The following is a 23,025-nucleotide window of genomic DNA, read 5'->3' as shown; positions in this document are numbered from 1 at the left end:
AGCGGGCGTTGGCGGGCGGTGCTTCGAGGTCGAGGAGATATGCGTTGACCATGTCGTCGACGCACATGCTGCCGCCGAGGAGGGCCAGCGCGGACTCCTCGTCGGTGTAGCAGTCGAGGGCCGGGGTGGACGAACCGGTCCCGACGCCCTATCCCCCCGCTAGCCGACACCCGACGCCGGGCCGGTCCTACCCCAGGGATGGTGGGGCGGAGAGAGAACGGCGACCGGCACGGCGTCGGGCAGCTTCGAGCGGACCTCAGACCTGGTCGGCGGGCGAGCCCACCAGCCGTCCCTGGTACGCGGGGTTCGTCAGGAACGCCGGGAAGTCGTCCTGGAGGGCGACCTGGCGGAAGATCGCCGCCGCGTCCTCGATCCGGTTCCCCGGCTCGTGCGGCAGCAGGGCGACGACGTCGAGCAGGACGGTCTCCACCCGCTCCCGCGTCACCGGGAGCTGGTCGTCGTCGGTCACCGTGCCCGAGGCGATCCACTGCCACACCTGAGACCGGGAGATCTCGGCGGTGGCGGCGTCCTCCATCAGGTTGTCGAGCGCCGCGGCCCCGGTACCGCGCAGCCACGAGTCGATGTACCGGACCGCCACCGAGACGTTCGACCGCAGGCCGGCCGACGTCACGGTCGCCCCGCCCCGCCGGGCGGAGGCGATGTCGAGCAGCTCGTGCTGCCCCACCGCGACGTCCGGCCGCAGACGCGAGACCTGGTTCGGCGCGTCACCGAGGACGGCGTCGAACTCTGCCTCGGCCACCGGGATGAGATCGGGGTGGGCCACCCAGGTGCCGTCGAAACCGTCGCCCGCCTCGCGCTTCTTGTCCGCGGCGACCTGCTGGAACGCCTTCCGGGTGACCTCCGGGTCGCGGCGGTCCGGGATGAAGGCGCTCATGCCGCCGATGGCGTGCGCCCCGCGCTTGTGGCAGGTCGCGACGAGCAGCTCGGTGTACGCGCGCATGAACGGTGCGGTCATGGTGACCTGCGCGCGGTCCGGCAGCACGTACGAGTCGCCGCGCGTGCGGAAGCACTTGATCACCGAGAACAGGTAGTCCCAGCGGCCGGCGTTCAGCCCCGCGCAGTGCTCGCGCAGCTCGTAGAGGATCTCCTCCATCTCGAACGCCGCGGGCAGCGTCTCGATGAGCACCGTGGCGCGGATCGTCCCGCGCGGGATGCCGAGGGCATCCTGCGCGACCTCGAACACCTCGTTCCACAGCCGCGCCTCCCGGTAGCCCTCCAGCTTGGGCAGGTAGAAGTACGGGCCGCGGCCGCGCTCGATCAGCTCGGCGGCGTTGTGGAAGAAGTAGAGGCCGAAGTCCACGAGGCCGCCGAGGGCGCCGCTCGTGATGCCGTTCGCGTCCGTGTAGCGCAGGTGCGCCTCGTCGAGGTGCCAGCCGCGCGGGCGGAACACGATGGTCGGCAGGTCGGCGATGTGCGCCGACCGCAGCCGGTACTCCTTGCCCGCCTCGTTCGTGAAGCTGAGGGTGCCGCGGATCGCGTCGTGCAGCGCGAGCTGCCCCTCCACCACGTTCGGCCAGGTCGGGCTGGACGCGTCCTCGGCGTCGGCCAGCCAGCACCGGGCGCCCGAGTTGAGCGCGTTGATCGTCATCTTCGGGTCGGTGGGACCCGTGATCTCGACGCGGCGGTCCTCCAGGCCCGGCGCGCGGCGCGAGCCCGCGACCCGCCAGTGCGGGTCGTCGCGCACCGGCCGGGTGGAGGCCCGGAAGTCCGGGTCGCTGCCGTCCGCGATGTCCTGACGGCGCAGCTGGCGCTGCGCGATCAGCTCGTCGCGGGCGCCGTCGAACCGGTCGTGGAGCAGGGCGAGGAACGCCAGGGCGTCCGGCGTCAGGATCTCGCCGTACCGCGGCCCGACGGAACCCGTCACGGTGATCACGCCCCGGCGGATGCCGGTCCGCGAGGCGCTCACTCCGCCGTTCGCCAGCGAGCTCGGTGCCGAGCTCCGGGCCGCCGGCGCGGAGCCGGAAGCCCGGGCGGAGCCGGAAGCCCGGGCCATGCCGGCGCGCGACGCCGGCGGGGTGCCGATACCGGCCAGGCCGGCGTCGGCGTCGAAGGGGCTTCCCTGGGAGGTCTCGATCGTGGCGGTCATCAGAACTGCGCCTCCTCGGTAGAACCGGTCAGGGCCGTGGTGGCGGAGTCGGGGTTGAGCGCCGTCGCCACGCGGTCGAAGTAGCCCGTGCCCACCTCGCGCTGGTGCTTGGTGGCGGTGTATCCGCACTCCTCGGCGGCGAACTCCTTCTCCTGCAGCTCCACGTACGCGGTCATCTGCTCGCGGGCGTACCCGTGGGCGAGGTCGAACATCGAGTAGTTCAGGGCGTGGAAGCCGGCCAGGGTGATGAACTGGAACTTGAAGCCCATCGCGCCGAGCTCGCGCTGGAACTTCGCGATGGTGTCGTCGTCCAGGTGCTTCTTCCAGTTGAACGACGGCGAGCAGTTGTAGCTCAGCATCTGGTCCGGGAAGTCGGCCTTGACGGCCTCGGCGAACTTGCGGGCCAGCTCGAGGTCCGGCGTGCCGGTCTCCATCCAGATCAGGTCGGAGTACGGGGCGTAGGCCTTGGCACGGGCGATGCACGGCTCGATGCCGTTCGTCACCTTGTAGAAGCCCTCGGCGGTGCGCTCGCCGGTGATGAACGGGAGGTCCCGCTCGTCGACGTCGGACGTGATCAGGGTCGCGGCCTCGGCGTCGGTCCGGGCGATCACGATGGACGGCACGTCGGCGACGTCGGCCGCGAGGCGGGCCGCGTTCAGGGTGCGCACGTGCTGCTGCGTCGGGACGAGGACCTTGCCGCCGAGGTGGCCGCACTTCTTCTCCGAGGCGAGCTGGTCCTCCCAGTGCACGCCCGCGGCGCCCGACTGGATCATCGACTTCATCAGCTCGTACGCGTTGAGCGGGCCGCCGAAGCCGGCCTCGGCGTCGGCCACGATCGGGGCCAGCCAGTCGCGAGTCGGGGCGCCGTTCTCCGAGACGTCGATCTGGTCGGCGCGCAGCAGCGCGTTGTTGATGCGGCGCACGACGGCGGGCACCGAGTTGGCCGGGTAGAGCGACTGGTCGGGGTAGGTCTGCCCCGAGAGGTTCGCGTCACCGGCGACCTGCCAGCCGGACAGGTAGATGGCCTGCAGGCCCGCCTTGACCTGCTGCACCGCCTGGTTTCCGGTCAGCGCCCCGAGCGCGTTGATGTAGTCCTCCTCGTGCAGCTGGCGCCACAGGCGCTCGGCGCCGCGGCGGGCGAGGGTGCTCTCCTCGCCGACCGAGCCGCGCAGCGCGACGACGTCGTCGGCGGAGTAGGTGCGCTCGATGCCGGCCCAGCGCGGGTCGGACTCCCAGGACTGTCGCAGCTCCTCGGCCGTCTGCACCTGGTCGCCGGTGCGCACGACACTCGACGCGCTCGCGGGCGCCGTCGCCTCGGACGTGGAATCGATGGTGGGTGCGCTCATGGCGGTCTCCTTCTCGGGATGGAACGTCGTCACCGCGCCTTCCGGGTGACGTGTTACGACCTTCTGCCCTGCGCAACCCACTTCTCAAGCGAAACTCAGTAGAAGAAATTGGGTTCTTCTGTTGATCGGAAGCCTGTCCGTATGTCACCCTCGGGCATGGCAGGAATCACCGAAAATCGCAGAACCGCGCGAAACGTGAGTTCCTCGCGTCCCGCGCAGAACGGGACAGGCCCGGCGGAGTCCGAGCCGGATGCCCTCACCATCGGACGCCGCATCCGGTACCTGCGCACCAGCAAGGGCATGACGCTCGACGACCTCGCCTCGGCGATCGACCGGGCGCCGTCGCAGGTCAGCACGCTGGAGAACGGCAAGCGGGAGCCCAAGTTCTCGCAGCTGCAGGCCATCGCCCGGGCGCTCGGCGCGGGCGTGGACGACCTCCTGTCGGCGGAGCCGCCGTCGGAGCGCGACGCCCTGGAGATCGAGCTCGAGCGTGCGCAGCGCGGCCCGCTGTTCGCCACGCTCGGCCTCGAGGGCGTGCGCATCGGCAAATCGCTGCCCCATGACGCGCTGGCGACGATCCTGGCGCTGCACCGCGAGCTGGAGCGGCTGCACTCCGAGCGCGCGGCGACGCCGGAGGAGGCTCGTCGGGCCAACGGCGAGCTCCGCGACGACATGCGCGCCAAGGACAACTACCTGCCTGAGCTGGAGCAGGTCGCGAAGGCGCTGCTGGCCGACGTCGGGCACACCTCCGGCCCGCTGCCGCAGCGCATGGCGGCCGAGATCGCCGCCCATCTCGGCTTCACGCTGCACTACGTGAGCGACCTGCCGCACTCCACGCGCTCCGTCATCGACACCCGGTACCGGCGGGTCTACCTGCCGTCCAAGGGCTTTCGCGGCCGGTCCAACACCCGGTCGGCGCTGCTGCAGGCGCTCGCCTCGCACGTGCTGGACCACACGGAGCCTCGCGACTACGGCGAGTTCCTGCGCCAGCGCGTCGAGGCCAACTACCTCGCGGCGGCCCTCATGGTCCCGGAGAAGCCGGGTGTGAAGTTCCTGCGCGACGCCAAGGACGAGCGGGCCATCGCGATCGAGGACCTGCGCGACGCCTTCGGGGTGTCGTTCGAGACGGCGGCGCACCGGTTCACCAACCTGGCCACGCGGCACCTGGGCATCCCGGTGCACTTCATGAAGGTCCACGAGTCGGGGATCCTGCACAAGGCGTACGAGAACGACGGCGTGCGCTTCCCGTCGGACGCCCTGGGCGCCGTCGAGGGCCAGCACGTGTGCAAGCAGTGGACGGCGCGCCGGGTGTTCGACGTCGAGGACCGGTTCAACCCGTACGCGCAGTACACGGACACGACGTCGGGCACCTACTGGTGCACCTCGCGCGTGGAGAACACGCCCGACGGCGCGTTCTCCGTGTCGGTCGGCGTGCCGTTCGCGCACGTCAAGTGGTTCGAGGGGCGCGAGACGACGGAGCGCAGGGCCTCGCGGTGCCCTGACGAGTCGTGCTGCCGCCGTCCGCCGCAGGAGCTGTCCGAGAAGTGGGGCGACTTCGCCTGGCCCTCGGCGCGGCCGCACGCGTCGATGCTCGCCGCGATGCCCTCGGGAGCGTACCCAGGGGTGGAGACCACGGAGGTCTACAAGTTCCTGGAGCGGCACGCTCCCGAGGACTGAGCGGGTAGGTCTCAGCGCTGGTGGAAGCTCATCGAGTACAGCCCGTCGGGCTGCTCCTCGCCCAGGGGGTCGGCGTGGTCGTCCCAGTTCTTGAACTCCACGGCGACCGGGCCGGCCGGCCCGGCGGCTACCTGGAACTCCTCGCCGTTGGCGAAGTAGCCGAGCGGCTCCTCGTTGAGGACCCGGTCGTAGTGACCGACGGGGAGGAGCGACGCCACGTCGGGGCAGGTCTCGTCAGGCTCGATGTCGTGGTGGAGGCCGACCGCGACGTACGACCGGCCGCCGGGGGCCATCCCGACGCCGAAGGGGACGTTGTAGAGGTCGTGGGTGCGGGTGCACCGCGTCTTGGTGTAGGACCAGAGCGTGGTCTGCGGGCGCTGGACGTCGTCGTGGAACATCACCGAGCGGATCTCGTGAGCGTCCTCGGTCTCGGCGGGCCAGACCACGCGGGTGTCCGAGTCGCCGGCAGCGAGCTTGGCGAAGATGCTCGTGCGGAACCGGTACTCGTGCGGACGGGTAGAGATCGGCTGCCGCCAGAGGCTGTTGCCCCCGACGATCGTCTCGCGACCCTCGCCGTCGGAGACCATCGTGAGATTGGGCTCGGGGTCGTTCACGATCCCGACGGTCTGCGGCGAGGACCAGTCGGTGCGGCCCGCGTGCACGACCGACCGCAGGATCGTCGACCGCTCGCCGGACGGGACCGCCCAGACCACGGTGGTCTTGCCCTGCTCGTTGAGCACGATGTCGGCGGGAACGCCCGACGAGACCCCCGGGACCTCCTGCGTCGTCCACTGGCCCCCGCGCTGCAGCCGGGCCAGCACCGTGCCCCCGTTCTCTGCGAGCCGCAGGAGCACCGACACGTCACCTGCGGGGTTCGCGTCCATATCGACGGCGTCGACCCGGCCGTCGTAGAACGTCGCGTCGTCGCTCCAGGTAGAGCCGTCGTACAGGCGGTAGGTGTTGTACGAGACGTGCACCGCGTAGCCGTTGGGCCCGGTCGCGAGATGGCTGCCGAAAGGCGAGCCGATGTTGGGCGTGCGGTCCCACGCCTCGAAGGCCCCGACCTCCAGGTAGTGGACCGGCTTGTAGCCGCCATCCGAGTTGGCGGCCACGAAGACGCGGCCCCTGTCGGAGACAGCCACCTCGCGGTGCGCCTCCTCGGGGCGGGGGGCCCAGCCCGGCACCGGATCACCCGGCGCGGCGACGGCCGGGACGGCGGTGAGGCCCCCCAGCAGCAGGCCTGCCGTGGCCGCGGTGACGGTTCTTCGGACGAGTGTTCTGCGCATGGTGACTCCTGGGGGCGTCAGTGATGCGCGCGACCGCAGCGGCGCGGCCACGCCCTTGCCACGGCGGGCCGCCGAGGCCTCCTCGATCGTGGCACGGCCGCTCCGGCACGGCACCGAAAGAACGGGTGAAAAACCGGGCCGGCGTCAGTCGTCCGTACGGACGCCCAGCATGCGGTCCTGCTGCCGTCCCATCTCCGCCAGCAGCGCCTGCACGACGGCTGCCACGGCGGGCCGGCGCCAGGACTCGCTGCGGATGACCGCCCAGTACGGCAGGCGCTCCGTCACCACGTCGGGCATCAGCCGCACCAGGTCGTCGTGCCGGTCGGCCATGAAGCAGGGCAGGAACCCGAGCCCCGCGCCGGCGCGGGTGGCCTCGACGTGCACGAACACGTTGGTCGAGGCGAGGGCGTCCTGCATGCCCGGCACGAGCCTGCGCGGTGCGTCGAGGTCGTTGACCTGCAGCATCGAGTCGACGAAGTAGACCAGGCCGTGCTCGGACATCTCCTCGACGGTGGCCGGCGTGCCGTGCCGCGCCAGGTAGTCGCGTGCGCCGTACATCCCGAGCACGTACTCGCCCAGGCGCACGGCCTTGGCCCGCTGCACGCTCGGCTGCCCGACGACGACGTCGACGTCGACCCCCGAGCGGTGGTGCGTCGCGACGCGGGTGACCGTGACGAGCTCGACGGAGAGCTCCGGATGCTCGCTCCGCAGCCGGGCGATCGCGGGGGAGGCGACGTAGGCGCTGAACCCGTCGGTCGCCGTCATCCGCACGACTCCGGTGACGGGGTCGGCCTCGGTGTCGCCCGCGACGAGCCGGTCGACGGCGTCGGACACCGCCTCACCCGCCCGGGCCGCGCGGCGGCCGAGCGCCGTGAGCTCCCAGCCGTCCGCCCCGCGCACCAGGAGTCGTCCGCCGAGGGCGCGCTCCAGCGCGGTGACGTTGCGGGCGACCGTGGTGTGGTTGACGCCGAGCGCCTGGGCCGCCGTCGTGTACCGGCCGGTGCGGGCGACCTCGAGCAGCACCAGGAGCTGGTCGGCGACCTGGCCGGCCGGCGGGTCGTTGCGGGCTGGCATGCGGCGACGCTACCAACCGCGGCACCGGGTGTGCATTCGTGCACATCGGGTCTGCCCACTTCGTCATTGCTCCGCACACTGCTTCCCGGGAACACTCTGGCGAGTCACACGTGGCGGGTCGCACGACCCGGCCACGACCCCGTGTCAGCGTCGACACCAAGGAGCAGCATGTCTGCACAGCAGAGCACCCGAGCGCCGGACGACCGGTCGCTGATCAGGCGCATCGTCGCCGCCTCGATGGCCGGCACGGTCGTCGAGTGGTACGACTTCTTCCTCTACGCGACCGCCTCCGCGCTCGTCTTCAACAAGGTCCTCATGCCCGAGACGGGCAACGAGTACGACGCGATCATCGCGGCGTTCGTGACCTACGCCGTCGGCTTCCTCGCGCGGCCGCTCGGCGGCGTCATCTTCGGCCACATCGGCGACAAGGTCGGGCGCAAGCACACCCTCCAGCTCACGATCCTGCTGATCGGTGTCGCCACCGTGCTGATGGGCTGCCTGCCCACGTTCCAGCAGGTCGGCTTCCTCGCCCCCGCACTCCTGGTGATCCTGCGCTTCGTGCAGGGCGTCGCGCTCGGCGGGGAGTGGGGCGGCGCCGTCCTGCTGGTGGCCGAGCACAGCCGGAACGACGAGCGCGCCCGCTGGACGGCGTGGCCGCAGGCTGGCGTGCCCGGCGGCAACCTGCTCGCCACGGTCGTGCTCTACACGATGTCCGGCACGCTGAGCGAAGCCGCGTTCCTCGCCTGGGGCTGGCGGGTCGCGTTCTGGCTGTCCGCCGTTGTCATCGTCATCGGCTACTACGTGCGCACCCGGGTCTCCGACGCCCCCATCTACGAGGAGACGAAGGCAGAGATCGACCAGGGCGCCAAGGGCTACGGCGTCCTCGAGGTGATCAAGTGCTACCCGCGGGGCGTGCTGACCGGGATGGGCCTGCGGTTCGCGGAGAACATCCTGTACTACCTCGTGGTGAGCTTCTCCCTCGTCTACCTCGGCACCGCGCTCGGCATGGACACGACACAGATCCTCGGCGTGGTGGCGGCCGCGCACGCGTTCCACTTCGTGGTGATCCTGATCGTGGGGCGGCTCGCCGACGGCATCGGCCGCAAGCCCCTGTACATCGCCGGCGCGATCCTCGGAGCCACCTGGTGCTGGTTCGCGTTCCCGGCGATGGACACCCGGAACACGTGGGTCATCCTCGCCGTCCTCATGGCCGGCCTGCTCTTCCACGCCATGATGTACGCGGTCCAGCCGGCGATCATGTCGGAGATGTTCCCCACCCGGATGCGTTACTCGGGCGTCTCGATCAGCTACCAGGTCACCTCCATCGTGGCGGGCTCCCTCGCCCCGATCCTGGCCACCACCTGGCTCAAGGACACCGGATCCTGGTGGCCGACGGCGGTCTACATGCTGGTCGCCGCCGCGATCACGCTGGTCGCGGCGCTCGCGCTGCGCGAGACTCGGGGTGCCTCGCTGCACGACCTCGACGCCGAGGACCAGGCCCGCGAGCGGGCGCTCGCGGCGCGGAACGACTGAGTGAAGGATCGACGATGAACCCGACCCTTGAGGGCCACCTGCTCGACGGCCGCCGGGCGCTCGTGACCGGCGGGGCGAGCGGCATCGGCGCCGCGTGCGCCAGGGAGCTGGCGGCCCGCGGCGCGCACGTGACCGTGGCGGACGTCGACGGCGACGGCGCCAAGACCGTCGCCGAGGAGGTCGGCGGCGAGGCCTGGGTGGTGGACCTCTCCGACACCCGGGCGCTCGACGGCCTGCGGCTGGACACGGACGTACTGGTGAACAACGCGGGCATCCAGCGGGTCAGCGCCATCCAGGACTTCGTGCCGGACGACTTCCGGCTGGTCCATCGGATCATGCTGGAGGCACCGTTCCTGCTGGTCCGGGCGGCGTTGCCCGGCATGTACGAGCGGGGCTGGGGCCGGGTCGTCAACATCTCCTCGGTGCACGGGCTCGTTGCCTCGCCGTTCAAGTCGGCCTACGTCTCGGCCAAGCACGGGCTGGAGGGGCTGTCGAAGGTGACGGCGCTGGAGGGCGGCCAGCACGGGGTCACCAGCGTCTGCGTGAACCCCGGCTATGTGCGCACGCCGCTGGTGGAGAAGCAGATCGCCGAGCAGGCGGCGGTCCACGGGATCCCGGAGCACGAGGTGATGGCGCAGGTCATCCTCGCGGAGGCCGCGGTGAAGCGGCTCGTGGAGCCGCACGAGGTCGCCTCGCTGGTGGGGTGGCTCACGGGCCCGGACGGTGCGATGGTGTCGGGCGCCTCATGGACTATCGACGGCGGATGGAGCGCGCGATGACGAACACGACCAAGACCTCCCGGAACCCGTTCGCGGGAGCGATGCGCCCGGTGAACGCCGTGGTGGAGCGGTTCATCCCGAGCGCGCTGGTGTTCGCCGTCCTGCTGACGTTCGTGGTGGCGGCCCTCGCGCTCCTGCTCACCGACGCCGGGCCCACCACCGTGCTCACCGGCTGGGGCGACGGGCTGTCCGGGCTGCTCGAGTTCATGACCCAGATGGCCCTCGTCCTGCTGCTGGGGCACATGCTCGCCAACACGCGGCTGGTGCGCCGCGGGCTGGCCCGGGTCTCCGCCCTGCCGCGCGGTCCGCTGCAGGCGTACGTGTTCGTCGCCGTCCTCGCGTCGGCGCTGTCGCTGGTGCAGTGGGGGCTCGGCCTGGTCGCGGGCGGCCTGCTAGCCCGCGAGGTGGCCGCCCAGATGCGGGCCAAAGGCGTGCGGGTGCACTTCCCGCTGCTGGTCGCCGCCGGGTTCTCCGGCTTCGTCGTCTGGCACATGGGGTACACGGGTTCGGGGCCGCTGACGGCGGCCACCGCCGACTCGTTCGTCGTCGAGCAGCTCGGCGAGACGATCCCGGTCGCCGAGACCACCTTCGCCCCCTGGAACATGGTGGCCGCCCTGGTCACGGTGGTCGTGGTCGCCGGGGCGCTGGCCCTGGTGGCGCCGCGCGGCACCGACCGGATCGTCGAGCTCGAGGTGGACGCCCGCGAGGCGGAGGTCGAGGTGGAGCGGCCGGTGACCCCGGCGGACCGCCTCGACGCCAGCCGCGTGCTCACCACGCTGACCGGCCTCGGGCTCGTCGCCTACCTGGTGGTCTACTTCGCCGGCGGCGGCACGCCGACCCTCGACATCGTGAACTGGACCTTCCTCGCGCTCGTGCTCCTGCTGGTGCGCAGCCCCTTCGAGGTGGCGGCCCTGGTCAAGAACGCCGCGACCAACGTCGGCGACATCCTGCTGCAGTTCCCGCTGTATGCGGGCATCCTCGGGATCATGACGGCGACGGGCCTCATCCAGATCTTCAGTGACGCGATAGTGAGCGTGTCGACGCCGCAGACGTTCGGGGCGCTCGCGTTCGTGGCGGCGGGCGTCGTCAACTTCTTCGTGCCGTCGGGTGGTGGGCAGTTCGCGGTCCAGGCGCCGATCCTGCTCGACGCCGCGACCCAGCTCGGCGTCGACCCGTCGATCGCGATCATGGCGGTGGCCTACGGCGACCAGTGGACCAACATGATCCAGCCGTTCTGGGCACTTCCGCTGCTGGCTATCGCCGGACTGAAGGTGCGGGACATCCTTGGATACACCACCGTGACACTGCTGGCCTCGGGGATCGTCTTCGCGGCGACCCTGCTGATCGTCGGGCCCGGGGCCTGACCGGATCCCGATCGGATCCCGACTGAAATGGAGTCGAAGATGACTGAACTGGGTAGCGCTGCCATCAGCAGCGGGTTCGACAAGGTGGTCGCGAGCGCGGCCGAGGCCGTGGCCGACATCCCCGACGGCGCCTCCCTGGCGGTCGGCGGTTTCGGCCTGTGCGGCAACCCGATAGCCCTGATCGAGGCGCTGCTGGCGCAGGGCACGACCGACCTGTCGGTGGTGAGCAACAACTGCGGCGTCGACGACTGGGGGCTCGGCATCCTGCTGAACGCCCACCGCGTGCGCAAGATGACCAGCTCGTACGTGGGGGAGAACAAGGAGTTCGAGCGGCAGTTCCTCTCGGGCGAGCTCGAGGTGGAGCTCACCCCGCAGGGCACGCTCGCCGAGAAGCTCCGCGCCGGCGGCGCGGGTATCGCGGCGTTCTTCACGCGCACGGGCGTGGGCACCCAGGTGGCCGACGGCGGCCTCCCGCGCAAGTACGACGGCGCCGGCGGCGTCGCGATCGCGTCCCCCGCCAAGGAGGTGCGCGCGTTCGGCAGCGGGGAAGACGCCGCCGAGTACGTGCTGGAGGAGGCGATCAGCACCGACTTCGCGCTGGTGCACGCCCTGCGCGGCGACCGGCACGGGAACCTCGTGTTCAACAAGTCCGCGCGCAACTTCTCGCCGCTCGCCGCAATGGCGGGACGCGTCTGCATCGCGCAGGTCGAGGAGCTCGTCGAGCCGGGGGAGATCGACCCGGACGCCGTACACCTGCCGGGCGTGTACGTGCACCGCGTGGTGCACGTGGGCACCGACATCGAGAAGCGGATCGAGCGGCGCACGGTCGCCGCGCCGTCGTCGTCCGACACGAAGGGAGCCTGAACCATGGCACTGACCCGACAGGAGATGGCCGCTCGCGCCGCGCGCGAGCTGACCGACGGCATGTACGTGAACCTGGGCATCGGGCTGCCGACGCTCGTGCCGAACTACGTGCCCGAGGGCCGGCACCTGGTGCTGCAGTCCGAGAACGGGATCCTCGGTGTCGGGCCGTACCCGGCCGAGGACGCCGTGGACCCCGACCTGATCAACGCGGGGAAGGAGACGGTGACGCTGCTGCCGGGCTCGTCGATATTCGACTCCGCGACGTCGTTCGGGATGATCCGCGGCGGCAAGATCGACGCTGCGATCCTGGGCGGTATGCAGGTGTCGGCGACGGGCGACCTGGCCAACTGGATGATCCCCGGCAAGATGGTCAAGGGCATGGGCGGAGCGATGGACCTGGTGCACGGCGCCGGTCGCGTGATCGTCCTGATGGAGCACACGGCGCGCGACGGGGCGCCGAAGATCCTGAACGCCTGCAGCCTGCCGCTCACCGGCAAGGGTGTGGTGAACCGCATCATCACCGATCTCGCGGTGCTCGACGTGACGCCGTCCGGGCTGGTGCTGCGGGAGCTCGCGCCGGGAGTGACGGCCGAGGAGGTCGTCGACAAGACCGAGCCGGAGCTCGCCGTGGAGCTCGTGGAGCCGATGGTCTAGCGCCTGGCGACCGTCGTCCGGCGGAATCCGGGCCGGGAAACCTGGCCCGGATTCTTCTTGACGTGGTTTCGTCCGAATCATTACGTTGCTGTGGGATTGTCCCGGCAGGCCTGCGGGCGGTGCCACCCGGTTCTCGTGCGGTCGACTCGATGAGGAGTTGCTCCATGACCCTGCCCGTGCTCCTGCCCGCGCCCACGCGCCGTCGCCTGATGACCGGTGCGCTCGTCGCCGCCCTCGGCGTCCCGCTCGCGATCGCGGCGTCGGTGACGCCGTCCGCCGCCGCGGAGGCCGCCGACCGCGACCGTCTGCGCATCACCACCGTGTCGAGCCGGCCGGACGCCGTGAGCGGCCCCGAGACCCTGGTCCGCGTCAGCCTCCCGGCCGGGACGGCGGCCGGGGACGTGACCGTCACCCGCGACGGAGCGGACGTCACCGGGCTGTTCCGGCCGGACGGGGACGACCTGCTCGGCCTGGTCGGCGGGCTGGAGCCGGGGCCGCACAACCTGGCCGCCCAGGCGCCCGGCGTGGCGACGTCGGCCCAGCGCATCTCGGTGCACCCGGCGACCGGGCCCGTGTTCTCCGGGCCGCAACAGGTGCCGTTCTACTGCGAGACGACCGAGTACCGGAGCCCGGCCGGAGCCCCGGGCGGGCCGCCGGTCGACGAGGACTGCTCGCTGGCCACCCGGGTCGAGTACATGTACCGCACGACGGCGGGCCGGTTCGCCGTCCTGCCGGACCTGGCCCAGCACCCCGCCGACCTCGCCACGACCACCACCCTGGACGGCGCCGAGGTGCCGTACATCGTCCGGATCGAGATCGGGACCGCGAACCGCGGGATCTACGAGATCGCAAGCCTGCACGACCCGGCGAACGAGCCACAGCCCACGGCGCACCAGCGCAGCGAGGGCTGGAACGGGCGGCTGGTCTACACGCTCGGCGGCGGCTGCCGCCGCGGCTGGTACCAGCAGGGCGCAGGGACGGGCGGTGTGCTGGTCGACTCGATGCTGTCGCGCGGCTTCGCGGTCGCCTCGAACACGCTGAACGCGTTCGGCAACAACTGCTCCGACCTGCTGACCACCGAGACGCTGGCGATGACCACCGAGCGGTTCGCCGAGGCGTACGGGGAGCCGGCGTACACCATGGGCTGGGGCTGCTCCGGCGGTGCCTACCAGGCGCACCAGGCCGCGGACAACTACCCGGGCCTGCTCGACGGGATCATCGTGGGCTGCAGCTTTCCCGACGTCGGCTTCGGCACCTCGCAGAAGCTGGCCGACGCCCGCCTGCTGCACACCTGGTTCACCGGCGACGAGCCCGGCGCGGACAGCTTCACCGCGGAGCAGCAGCTCGCCGTGGCGGGCTTCGGGGTACACCGTGCGATCGCCGCGCAGAGCACCGGTGCCAACCGCCTCGACCCGGACGCCGAGTTCGACGCGTCGGTACCGGTGGAAGTGCGCTACGACGCCGTCACCAACCCGACCGGCGCACGCGGGACGATCTGGGACCACACCCGCACCGCGTACGGGATCAGCCCGGGCACGGGTTTCGCGCGGCGTCCGCTGGACAACGTCGGGGTGCAGTACGGCCTGGAGGCCCTGCGGGAGGGCATGATCGGCGTCGACCAGTTCCTCGACCTGAACGAGGGCATCGGTGGGTTCGACATCGACGCCGAGCCCACGGCGGAGCGGATCCAGGCGGATCCCGCGGCGCGGCGGGCGGCGTACCGTACGGGCCGGATGCTCGACGGCGGGGGCGGTCTCGCCAGGACGCCGATCATCGACTTCCGCGCGTACACGGACGGCCTGCCGGGCGGTGACATCCACATGCGCTACCACTCCTTCTCCACCCAGGAGCGGCTGATCGAGGCCAACGGAGACGCCGACAACCAGGTGATGCTCGTGCAGGACAACACCTACGGCGGCCTCGATCCCGCCAACCCGGTGCTGGTCCAGGCCCTGGAGCAGATGGACCGGTGGATCCGGGCCGTCCAGGCCGACAGGTCCTGGCGCGACCCGCACGACGTCGTCGTCGACAGCAGACCCGCCGACCTGGTCGACGCCTGCTGGACGCCGGGGCCTATCAGCTCGCCGGAGGAACTGGCGAGCAGGAAGATCGTCGAGGACATCCGGCCCGACGCCGGGCAGTGCGCCGACCTCTACCCGACGTTCGCCTCCCCGCGGATCGTCGCGGGCGGCCCGCTGGCCAGCGACGTGATCACGTGCCGGCGCACGTCGCCCGAGCGCTGGGACTACCCGGCGATGTCGGCCAGGCAGTGGCACCGCCTGCGGCACGTCTTCGCTGACGGGGTGTGCGACTACGACCGGCCCGGCGTCGACGAGGGTCCGATCGGCGGCACGTGGGCGTTCTTCTCGGCGCCCGGCCGGTGGGACTTCGCGGAGGAGTGACGGCTGCCGGGCTGCCGCTGCCTGGAGTGCCGGAGATACGCTGAGCAGACGACCAAAGGAGGTCCCATGACTGACCCGAACACCATCCGGGCGAGCGCCACGAGCGCCGCACGGGGTGCAGAGAACAGCGCCGACAAGAACGGTGCTGACGACGTGGTGATCGTCTCGGCGGCGCGGACGCCGCAGGGACGGCTGAAGGGGTCGCTGTCCGCGCTGAGCGCGGTCGAGCTGGGCGCGGTCGCGGCGCGCCGCGCGCTGGAGGACGCGGGGCCGCTGGCCGCCGACGTCGACAAGGTGATCTTCGGCCAGGTGATCCAGGCGGGTGCCGGGCAGAACCCGGCCCGGCAGACGGCGGTCGCCGCCGGTGTCCCCTGGGACGTGCAGGCCGTCACGGTGAACAAGGTCTGCCTCTCCGGGCTGACGGCGATCATCGACGGCGCGCGGCTGCTGCGCACGGGCGAGGCCGCCGTGGTGCTGGTGGGCGGCCAGGAGTCGATGACGAACGCCCCGCACCTCCTGCCGGGCTCCCGGTTCGGGTTCGGCTACGGCGCCGCGGAGCTGCTGGACGCCACGGCGCGCGACGCCCTGACCGACGCGTTCGACGGCGTCTCCATGGGTATCTCGACGGAGGACCACAACTCCGGCTCGGTGTTCGTGTCGCGCCAGGAGCAGGACGAGATCGCCGCGACCTCCCATCAGCGGGCCGCGACGGCCGCGAAGGACGGTGTGTTCGAGGCCGAGCTCGCGCCGGTCCTGGTGCCGCAGCGCCGGGGCGAGGCCGTGGAGGTGCGCACCGACGAGGGTGTCCGGCCCGACACGACACCCGAGTCGCTGGCGAAGCTGCGCCCGGCGTTCTCGGGCGAGGGGACCCTGACGGCGGGCAACTCGTCGCAGATCTCGGACGGCGCCGCGGCCCTCGTGCTCACGACGCGCGGCCGGGCGGAGGCGGCGGGCGTGCCGGTGCTCGCGACGGTTCGCGCGCACGGTCAGGTGGCGGGTCCGGACAACTCGCTGCACTCCCAGCCGGCCAGGGCGATCGCCCAGGCGCTGGAGCGGCAGGGCTGGACGGCCGAGGACCTCGACGTCGTGGAGATCAACGAGGCGTTCGCCGTGGTGGTCGGGGTGTCGGCGCAGGCCCTGGGTGTGCCGCTGGACCGCGTCAACGTGCACGGCGGCGGGATCGCCCTGGGGCACCCCGTCGGGGCGTCCGGCGCCCGGATCGCGGTGCACGCGGCGCACGAGCTGGCGCGGCGCGGGGGCGGCCGGGCCGCCGTCGGCCTGTGCGGTGGCGGAGGCCAGGGCGAGGCTCTCCTCCTGGAGTACTGACGCCGAGGTAGAACCAGTGCGAGGTAGGACTGTAGCGAGGTAGGACTGTAGCGAGGTAGGACTGCAGCGCACCGCGGTCCGCTGCAGTCCTACTTCGCCCTGGTTCTACCTCGGCGAGGGGGGCGAGGGGTCAGTGGGACTCGCGGTCCTTGGCGTCGCCGATGTACTCGCTGATCACGTCGGCCCGGCCGTCGAGGTTCATGTCCGCGGTGCGGGCGCGGCGGGCGTCCCAGCGCAGCGACATGCCGCCGAGGACAGCGGCCAGCACCGAGGCGCCGAGGATCGCGATCTTGGCGCCGTCGGTGTGCTCGGAGCCGTCGAAGGACAGCTCGCTGATCAGCAGCGACACGGTGAACCCGATACCGGCCAGGAACCCGACGGGCAGCAGGTCGCGGACGCCGATGCCGTCGGGCAGGCGCAGCGGCGTGATCCGGGTGACCAGCGCCGTCGTGCCCAGCACGCCCAGAAGCTTGCCCAGGACGAGGCCCGCCGCGATCGCGGCGACGACCGGCTGGCCGATCACAGCGCCCGGTCCTTCGCCGTCGACCAGCGAGACCCCGGCGGCGAAGAACGCGAACACGGGCAGCGCGAAGCCCGACGAGAGAGGCTTGATCCGTTGCTCGTACTGGGCGGTGCGGGACTTCGCCTCGCCGTGCATGGCGATCGCAGGGACGGTGAAGCCGAGCAGCACGCCGGCGATCGTCGCGTGCACGCCGGACGCGTGCATCAGGACCCACGCCACGACCGCGAGCGGCAGGAGGATGAACCACCGGGGCTTGCGCGAGCGCACGTGCCACCAGAACAGCCCGACGCAGACGAGCGTGCCGAGGAGCGACAGCCAGTGGATCTCGCTGGTGTAGAAGATCGCGATGACGACGATCGCCAGCAGGTCGTCCACCACGGCGAGGGTGAGCAGGAAGGTCCGGATCGCCGCGGGCAGCCCGCGGCCGAAGATCGCCAGGACACCGACGGCGAACGCGATGTCGGTGGCCGTCGGGATGGCCCAGCCGTGCAAGGCCCCGGTGTCGCCGAACAGGAAGAGGGCGCCGACGTAGATCGCCGCGGGGATCACCATGCCGCCCACGGCGGCGATCATCGGGACGCCCGCTTCCTTCGGGTTGCGCAGGCTGCCGGCGACGAACTCGTGCTTGAGCTCCACGCCCACCACGAAGAAGAAGATCGCGAGCAGGCCGTCCGCGGCCCAGGCGGTCAGCGCCAGGTCGAGGTGGACGTCGATCGGCCCGATCATGGCGGGCCCGATGACCGTGTCGGAGAGGGTCTGGTAGGACTCACGCCAGGGCGAGTTGGCCCACAGCAGGGCAAGGAACGCGGCCCCGATCAGGAGCACGCCGCCCGTCGTCTCTCGGGATATCCAGGTCTTCAGACGCTGGATGCGGCTCGGGGCGGGTGCGGCGGCGTTAGAGATCAACGCGTGTCCTCTCGGCTTGCGGGTCGTCTGTGACGGACCGGTCGACCCGGTCCACGCCGACCAGACTTCCCGGCACACCTGCCCTTTACCTTACCTGCCAGGTCACCCTGCCCCGGCCTTGCCTGGCTGTCGCCTGGCCACTCGGTGGGTGAGACCTGGGTCACGATCTGTCCCGCGCCGCTACCGGGAAGCCGATCCGTCGCAGGCCGCGCGCAGCTTGGTGATCGTATTCCAGTTCCGTGCGGTGGTCGGTGCGCCGACCGCCTTGTCGATGACCTTGGGCGTGAGCTTGGAGCGGCCGATTCCGTCCACGTAGTGCACGTACAGCACTCCGACGGCCGTCGCCAGCATCTCCCGGCCGGCGTTGGCCAGGTCGAGCCGGGCCACGCCCGCCTCGTCCACTTCGCCGAACGGTACGTGTACCTGCAGGTGGGATGGGTCGTCCCGGGCGGCGGCCGGGAACGGGTTGGCCTGCGTTATCGCCGTCAGCTGCTCGGCGCTCAGTCCGACGGCGGGCACGTCCTGGCCCAGCCGCTCACCGAGGGACTCCCGCACGAGGCGCGCGATGTCGCGCGCCTCGGTGGCCCCCGAGGTCCCCGGCGTGACCACGAGATTGCCGCTGTTCAGGAGGGTGCGGGCGGCGCCGAGGCCGGCGTCGTCGGCGGCGCCGCGCAGGTCGGCAGCCGTGACGCGCAGGCTCGGTCCGATATTGACGGCTCGGAGCAGGATCGCGAAGTAGGCCATGTGTCCCATCCTGCCGCTACGGCGCGTCTTCCAGCGAGTTTTGCCAATCCTTGGAGGAATCGTCAAGCCATTGCCAGCGTGTGAACAGTTCGTGACAACTTGCGACCCGCCGGGGCGTAGCCCTGGTCATGGGATGGCAGGGCGCGTAGTTTCCAACTCAGGGACGGCACCCAGTCGCCCCTTCGGGAGGCCAACCTATGGAGTGCTCGCTCCGTGGAGAAGGGCCGGCCCCGGCTCTGCGCCACGACGCGGCGCGCCGAGCTGGTCGCCCGGCCCATCCACCAGTCCCGGTTCGTCCGGGGCGGTTCCGCCGACAGGCGGTACCCGCCAGGTAGCGACGAGGCTGTCACGGCGTTTCGGCGCCGGAGGGAGACCGCAGTGAGCCATTCCGCACACACCACCCGTCCGTCCGACCAGAGTGCCGACGCCGCTCCCGGCGCGGCAGGTGACGAACGCAGGACCTTCGTCATCGACACGTCCGTGCTGTTGAGTGATCCGAAGGCGATGTTGCGGTTCGCGGAGCACGATGTCGTTCTCCCGATCGTCGTGATCACGGAGCTGGAGGCCAAGCGTCACCACGCCGAGCTCGGGTACTTCGCCCGGAGCGCCCTGCGGATGCTGGACGGGCTGCGGGTGCAGCACGGCAGACTCGACTCACCGGTCCCCGTGGGGGACGCGGACGGCACGCTGCGGGTGGAGCTCAACCACGTGGACCCGACGGTGCTGCCCGCCGGTTTTCGCCTGGGCGACAACGACACCCGGATCCTCGCGGTGGCCGCGAACCTCGCGGCCGAGGGGAACAGCGTCACGGTGGTCTCCAAGGACCTGCCGATGCGGGTGAAGGCGTCCGCCGTCGGTCTGCAGGCGGAGGAGTACAAGGCCGAGCTCGCGGTGGACTCCGGCTGGACCGGCATGCGCGACATCGACCTGTCCGACGAGCAGATGGGATCCCTCTGGGAGAACGAGTCGGTCGAGATCGCGACACTGGACCCGGCGACGGTCGAGGCGGCTGAGCCGCTGCTGGTGCACACGGGGATGGTGGTGCACTCGCCGAGCGGTTCGGCGCTCGGGCGCGTGACGGCGGACAAGCGGGTGCGGCTGGTCCGCGGCGACCAGGAGGTGTTCGGGGTCCACGGCCGCTCGGCCGAGCAGCGCGTGGCGATCGACCTGCTGCTCGACGAAGAGATCGGGATCGTCTCGCTCGGTGGCCGGGCCGGTACGGGCAAGTCGGCGCTCGCCCTGTGCGCCGGCCTGGAGTCCGTGCTGGAGCGGGAGCAGCACCGCAAGGTGGTCGTGTTCCGGCCGCTCTACGCGGTGGGCGGCCAGGAGCTGGGCTACCTGCCCGGGTCCGAGTCCGAGAAGATGAACCCGTGGTCGCAGGCCGTCTACGACACCCTCGGCGCGCTGGTCTCGCCCGCCGTCGTCGAAGAGGTCATCGCGCGGGACATGCTCGAGGTGCTGCCGCTCACGCACATCCGCGGGCGGTCCCTGCACGACTCGTTCGTCATCGTGGACGAGGCGCAGTCCCTCGAACGCAACGTCCTACTGACGGTGCTGTCGCGGATCGGCCAGAGCTCGCGCGTGGTACTCACCCACGACGTCGCTCAGCGCGACAACCTGCGGGTCGGCCGGCATGACGGTGTCGCGGCCGTCATCGAGGCGCTCAAGGGGCACCCGCTCTTCGCGCACGTGACCCTGACCCGTTCGGAGCGCTCGCCGGTGGCGGCGCTGGTGACCGACATGCTGGAGCGCCTGGAGGTCTGAGTCCAGATCGACACGTCAGAGGCTCAGGTCACCATGGTGACCTGAGCCTCTGACACGTTGGAACTTCTGGCACGGGAGAGGCGGGCCGCCGGACGGAACCCCCCAGCCCCGCAGCCCGGCGGCCGCCTCCCATGCGTGCGCTGCCGACTCTAGCAGGCTTAGGTAAGCCTAACCAAAGGCTGTTACCGGCGGTGATCCCTGGAGTTCGCGCCATCGTTTCCCGGCAGTCGTCTCAATTAGGGCGTTGTCTCGCTTGTCGGATATAGCATCGGGGCATGCTGATTGCCGAAGACTTCCTGCTGCTCGCCGTCGACGACGAGACGGGCAAGACCGCCAACGTCGACAACCTGGGTGTTCGCCTCGCAGGCGCGCTCCTGGCCGACCTCGCCGCCGCGAACAAGACCCTCATGCGGGGCGCGCCGGAGGCCGGCGCGACCAAGGAGGAGCGCGAGAAGGCCGGTGACGCCACGATCCTCGTCACCGACAACGCGCCCACCGGCCACGTGGCTCTCGACGCCGCCCTGCAGGCCGCGCTCGACGCTCCTGACGCGCCCGCGCGGAAGATCGTCGAGGCCGTCTCCGAGAACGCGGAGGAGAACCTCCTGGCCGCCCTCGTCGAGCGCGGGATCCTCGAGAAGGAGGAGTCCAAGCTCTTCCGGATGCTCCCCGTCACCCGCTGGCCGGCCGCCGACTCGAGCCACGAGACCGCGCTGCGCGCCACCCTCACGAAGGTCCTCGTCGATGGTGCCGAGCCCGACGAGCGCACCGCTACGCTGATCTCCCTGCTGCACGGGTCCGGCCTCATCGGCGGCCTGGTCGGCAAGGATCAGCGCAAGGCCGCCCAGGACCGCGCCGAGGAGATCGCCGGCAGCGAGTGGGGCGTGGCCACCGTCGCGACCCAGGTCGCCATCGCGGCGACGGTCGCGACCGTCGCCACGGTCGGTGTCGCCGCGGCGGCCTTCATCCTCCTGTCGAACGACGCCGACAAGGCCGCGGACACGACCTCGCCGGCCGCCGCTGAGCCCGCCGAAGCCCCGGTGTCCTGACCGCAGCCAGTCCATCGTTGTGAGCGTGATCGTTGCGCCCAAATCGGGCGTGTAGGCGCAACGATCACGCTCACAGCCAAGGGGTTGAGACTTCCCTTGGCAGGAATCGAGGCTCAGGCCTGGGGCGGGCGCGTCATCGAGAGGACATCGAGGGCCGTGTCGAGCTGCTCCTCGGTGACCTCGCCGCGCTCGACGAAGCCCAGGTCGATCACGGCCTGGCGCACCGTGATGCCCTCCTTGACGGCGGTCTTGGCGACCTTCGCGGCGGCCTCGTAGCCGATCACGCGGTTCAGCGGCGTCACGATCGACGGCGACGACTCGGCCAGGGCGCGGGCCCGGTCGACGTTCGCCGTGATGCCGCTGATGGTCTTGTCGGCCAGCACCCGCGACGAGTTCGACAGCAGGCGGATCGACTCGAGCACGCCCTGCGCGATCACCGGGATCTGGACGTTGAGCTCGAACGAGCCGGAGGCACCGGCCCACGTCACCGTCGCATCGTTGCCGATCACACGCGCGCACACCATGAGCACTGCCTCGGGGATCACCGGGTTGACCTTGCCCGGCATGATCGAGGAGCCCGGCTGCAGGTCGGGCAGCGCGATCTCGCCCAGACCCGTGTTGGGGCCGGAGCCCATCCAGCGCAGGTCGTTGCAGATCTTCGTCACGGAGACCGCGATGGTGCGCAGCGCACCCGACAGCTCGACCAGGCCGTCCCGCGCCGACTGGGCCTCGAAGTGGTCGCGCGCCTCGGTCAGCGGCAGGCCGGTGTCCTGCGCGAGCAGCGCGATGACCCGCTGCGGGAAGCCTGCGGGGGTGTTGATGCCCGTGCCGACGGCGGTGCCGCCCAGTGGGACCTCGGCCGCACGCGGCAGCGCGGCCTGCAGGCGCTCCACGCCGTAGCGGATCGCCGCGGCGTACCCGCCGAACTCCTGGCCGAGCGTGACCGGCGTCGCGTCCATGAGGTGCGTGCGGCCGGACTTCACGACCGTCGCGTACTCGTCCGACTTGGCCCGCAGGGCCTCCGCGAGGTGGGTCAGCGCGGGGATCAGGTCGTTCACGACGCCCGACGTCGCCGCGACGTGCACCGAGGTGGGGAACACGTCGTTCGACGACTGCGACGCGTTGACGTGGTCGTTCGGGTGCACGTCCTTGCCGAGCGCCGCGGTGGCGAGCGTCGCGAGAACCTCGTTGGTGTTCATGTTCGACGACGTGCCGGAGCCGGTCTGGTAGACGTCGATCGGGAAGTGGCCGTCGTGCTTGCCGGAGGCGACCTCGTCAGCGGCGGCGACGATCGCGTCTGCGATGTCCCGGTCGAGCACACCGAGCTCCGCGTTCGCGATGGCGGCGGCCTTCTTCACGCGCGCGAGGGCCTCGATGTGGGCGCGCTCGAGGGGGGTGCCGGAGATGGGGAAGTTCTCGACGGCACGCTGCGTCTGCGCGCGGTACAGCGCGTTCGCGGGGACCCGGACCTCGCCCATGGTGTCGTGCTCGATGCGGTAGTCGGTGGTGTCGCCGGACTCGGAAGAGCTCGACGAGACGACGGTGTCAGCAGTCATGGGTCTATCGTGCCGCAGCCTCGCCCCGGTCACGTACCTGAGCGCGTGACCCCTGTCACCCCGCGGATCAGACC

General features: G+C 71.1%; 17 protein-coding genes. 10 read left to right on the top strand and 7 right to left on the bottom strand.

What is annotated here, in order from left to right; translation table 11 throughout:
- Window positions 1-256 precede the first annotated feature (256 nt).
- Together aceB and aceA are read right to left on the bottom strand one after the other, a co-directional pair.
- Window positions 257-2,107 carry a malate synthase A gene (gene aceB / locus EW117_RS08435; RefSeq protein WP_242504164.1) on the bottom strand — a complete coding sequence of 617 codons (1,851 nt, stop codon included), beginning with the start codon at window positions 2,105-2,107 and terminating at the stop codon, window positions 257-259.
- The gene (gene aceA / locus EW117_RS08430; RefSeq protein ID WP_129785628.1) at window positions 2,107-3,453 is read right to left on the bottom strand and encodes an isocitrate lyase; all 1,347 of its coding nucleotides are present in this window, start codon (window positions 3,451-3,453) and stop codon (window positions 2,107-2,109) included. The genes aceB and aceA overlap by 1 nt, the downstream gene beginning before the upstream one ends.
- A 156-nt stretch (window positions 3,454-3,609) precedes the next feature.
- On the opposite strand from aceA, the gene EW117_RS08425 reads away from it, so the two are divergent.
- Window positions 3,610-5,130 (top strand): helix-turn-helix transcriptional regulator, encoded by a 1,521-nt coding sequence (locus tag EW117_RS08425; RefSeq protein ID WP_242504163.1) that lies wholly within the window; start codon window positions 3,610-3,612, stop codon window positions 5,128-5,130.
- A gap of 11 nt (window positions 5,131-5,141) precedes the next feature.
- On the opposite strand, the gene EW117_RS08420 is transcribed toward EW117_RS08425, so the two are convergent.
- On the bottom strand, window positions 5,142-6,416 hold the full coding sequence (locus EW117_RS08420; protein ID WP_129785624.1) for a hypothetical protein: 1,275 nt from the start codon (window positions 6,414-6,416) through the stop codon (window positions 5,142-5,144).
- Window positions 6,417-6,560: 144 nt separating this feature from the next.
- Complete coding sequence (locus tag EW117_RS08415) at window positions 6,561-7,490, bottom strand: LysR family transcriptional regulator (RefSeq protein ID WP_129785622.1); 930 nt, start codon at window positions 7,488-7,490, stop codon at window positions 6,561-6,563.
- 168 nt (window positions 7,491-7,658) lie between these two features.
- Between EW117_RS08415 and EW117_RS08410 the strand changes: the two genes are divergently transcribed.
- The 7 genes from EW117_RS08410 to EW117_RS08380 all read left to right on the top strand — a co-directional run bounded on the left by EW117_RS08410 (window position 7,659) and on the right by EW117_RS08380 (window position 16,412).
- Window positions 7,659-9,023 (top strand): MFS transporter, encoded by a 1,365-nt coding sequence (locus EW117_RS08410; protein WP_129785620.1) that lies wholly within the window; start codon window positions 7,659-7,661, stop codon window positions 9,021-9,023.
- A gap of 14 nt (window positions 9,024-9,037) precedes the next feature.
- Window positions 9,038-9,802 carry a 3-hydroxybutyrate dehydrogenase gene (locus EW117_RS08405; RefSeq protein WP_129785618.1) on the top strand — a complete coding sequence of 255 codons (765 nt, stop codon included), beginning with the start codon at window positions 9,038-9,040 and terminating at the stop codon, window positions 9,800-9,802.
- On the top strand, window positions 9,799-11,166 hold the full coding sequence (locus EW117_RS08400; protein ID WP_242504162.1) for a short-chain fatty acid transporter: 1,368 nt from the start codon (window positions 9,799-9,801) through the stop codon (window positions 11,164-11,166). Before EW117_RS08405 ends, EW117_RS08400 begins: the two co-directional genes overlap by 4 nt.
- 39 nt (window positions 11,167-11,205) lie before the next feature.
- Complete coding sequence (locus EW117_RS08395) at window positions 11,206-12,030, top strand: CoA transferase subunit A (RefSeq protein WP_129785616.1); 825 nt, start codon at window positions 11,206-11,208, stop codon at window positions 12,028-12,030.
- Between the two features lie 3 nt (window positions 12,031-12,033).
- Window positions 12,034-12,684: a CoA transferase subunit B gene (locus EW117_RS08390; protein ID WP_129785614.1), complete on the top strand. Its 651-nt coding sequence runs from the start codon at window positions 12,034-12,036 to the stop codon at window positions 12,682-12,684.
- A gap of 164 nt (window positions 12,685-12,848) precedes the next feature.
- A complete protein-coding gene (locus EW117_RS08385) occupies window positions 12,849-15,086 on the top strand; it encodes a DUF6351 family protein (protein WP_242504161.1) in 2,238 nt (745 codons plus the stop codon).
- Window positions 15,087-15,152: 66 nt separating this feature from the next.
- The gene (locus EW117_RS08380) at window positions 15,153-16,412 is read left to right on the top strand and encodes an acetyl-CoA C-acetyltransferase (protein WP_129785612.1); all 1,260 of its coding nucleotides are present in this window, start codon (window positions 15,153-15,155) and stop codon (window positions 16,410-16,412) included.
- Between the two features lie 130 nt (window positions 16,413-16,542).
- On the opposite strand, the gene nhaA is transcribed toward EW117_RS08380, so the two are convergent.
- Both nhaA and EW117_RS08370 read right to left on the bottom strand, forming a co-directional pair.
- Window positions 16,543-17,838: a Na+/H+ antiporter NhaA gene (gene nhaA / locus EW117_RS08375; protein WP_422890529.1), complete on the bottom strand. Its 1,296-nt coding sequence runs from the start codon at window positions 17,836-17,838 to the stop codon at window positions 16,543-16,545.
- Between the two features lie 183 nt (window positions 17,839-18,021).
- Window positions 18,022-18,585, bottom strand: a complete 564-nt coding sequence (locus EW117_RS08370; RefSeq protein WP_129785608.1) for a DUF1697 domain-containing protein — start codon at window positions 18,583-18,585, stop codon at window positions 18,022-18,024.
- Between the two features lie 504 nt (window positions 18,586-19,089).
- Between EW117_RS08370 and EW117_RS08365 the strand changes: the two genes are divergently transcribed.
- Entirely contained in the window at window positions 19,090-20,349 is a 1,260-nt protein-coding gene (locus tag EW117_RS08365; protein WP_242504183.1) for an RNA 5'-3' helicase PhoH2, read from the top strand.
- Between the two features lie 275 nt (window positions 20,350-20,624).
- Window positions 20,625-21,395: a GOLPH3/VPS74 family protein gene (locus EW117_RS08360; RefSeq protein ID WP_129785604.1), complete on the top strand. Its 771-nt coding sequence runs from the start codon at window positions 20,625-20,627 to the stop codon at window positions 21,393-21,395.
- Between the two features lie 113 nt (window positions 21,396-21,508).
- Here EW117_RS08360 and EW117_RS08355 read toward each other — a convergent pair whose 3' ends face one another.
- Complete coding sequence (locus tag EW117_RS08355) at window positions 21,509-22,951, bottom strand: class II fumarate hydratase (protein WP_129785602.1); 1,443 nt, start codon at window positions 22,949-22,951, stop codon at window positions 21,509-21,511.
- Window positions 22,952-23,025 lie beyond the last annotated feature (74 nt).

Source organism: Promicromonospora panici (genome assembly GCF_900608595.1).
Classification (GTDB): Bacteria; Actinomycetota; Actinomycetes; order Actinomycetales; family Cellulomonadaceae; genus Promicromonospora; species Promicromonospora panici.
This window is presented reverse-complemented; position numbering and strand designations above follow the sequence as displayed.

Excerpts from the sequence above, each read along its gene's own strand:
- EW117_RS08405 (WP_129785618.1), top strand. The coding sequence starts at position 9,038 with ATGAACCCGACCCTTGAGGGCCACCTGCTCGACGGCCGCCGGGCGCTC.
- EW117_RS08355 (WP_129785602.1), bottom strand. The coding sequence starts at position 22,951 with ATGACTGCTGACACCGTCGTCTCGTCGAGCTCTTCCGAGTCCGGCGAC.
- EW117_RS08390 (WP_129785614.1), top strand. The coding sequence starts at position 12,034 with ATGGCACTGACCCGACAGGAGATGGCCGCTCGCGCCGCGCGCGAGCTG.
- EW117_RS08395 (WP_129785616.1), top strand. The coding sequence starts at position 11,206 with ATGACTGAACTGGGTAGCGCTGCCATCAGCAGCGGGTTCGACAAGGTG.
- EW117_RS08360 (WP_129785604.1), top strand. The coding sequence starts at position 20,625 with ATGCTGATTGCCGAAGACTTCCTGCTGCTCGCCGTCGACGACGAGACG.
- EW117_RS08400 (WP_242504162.1), top strand. The coding sequence starts at position 9,799 with ATGACGAACACGACCAAGACCTCCCGGAACCCGTTCGCGGGAGCGATG.
- EW117_RS08370 (WP_129785608.1), bottom strand. The coding sequence starts at position 18,585 with ATGGCCTACTTCGCGATCCTGCTCCGAGCCGTCAATATCGGACCGAGC.
- EW117_RS08425 (WP_242504163.1), top strand. The coding sequence starts at position 3,610 with ATGGCAGGAATCACCGAAAATCGCAGAACCGCGCGAAACGTGAGTTCC.
- aceA (WP_129785628.1), bottom strand. The coding sequence starts at position 3,453 with ATGAGCGCACCCACCATCGATTCCACGTCCGAGGCGACGGCGCCCGCG.
- EW117_RS08385 (WP_242504161.1), top strand. The coding sequence starts at position 12,849 with ATGACCCTGCCCGTGCTCCTGCCCGCGCCCACGCGCCGTCGCCTGATG.
- EW117_RS08365 (WP_242504183.1), top strand. The coding sequence starts at position 19,090 with ATGTTGCGGTTCGCGGAGCACGATGTCGTTCTCCCGATCGTCGTGATC.
- EW117_RS08380 (WP_129785612.1), top strand. The coding sequence starts at position 15,153 with ATGACTGACCCGAACACCATCCGGGCGAGCGCCACGAGCGCCGCACGG.
- EW117_RS08410 (WP_129785620.1), top strand. The coding sequence starts at position 7,659 with ATGTCTGCACAGCAGAGCACCCGAGCGCCGGACGACCGGTCGCTGATC.
- EW117_RS08420 (WP_129785624.1), bottom strand. The coding sequence starts at position 6,416 with ATGCGCAGAACACTCGTCCGAAGAACCGTCACCGCGGCCACGGCAGGC.
- aceB (WP_242504164.1), bottom strand. The coding sequence starts at position 2,107 with ATGACCGCCACGATCGAGACCTCCCAGGGAAGCCCCTTCGACGCCGAC.
- EW117_RS08415 (WP_129785622.1), bottom strand. The coding sequence starts at position 7,490 with ATGCCAGCCCGCAACGACCCGCCGGCCGGCCAGGTCGCCGACCAGCTC.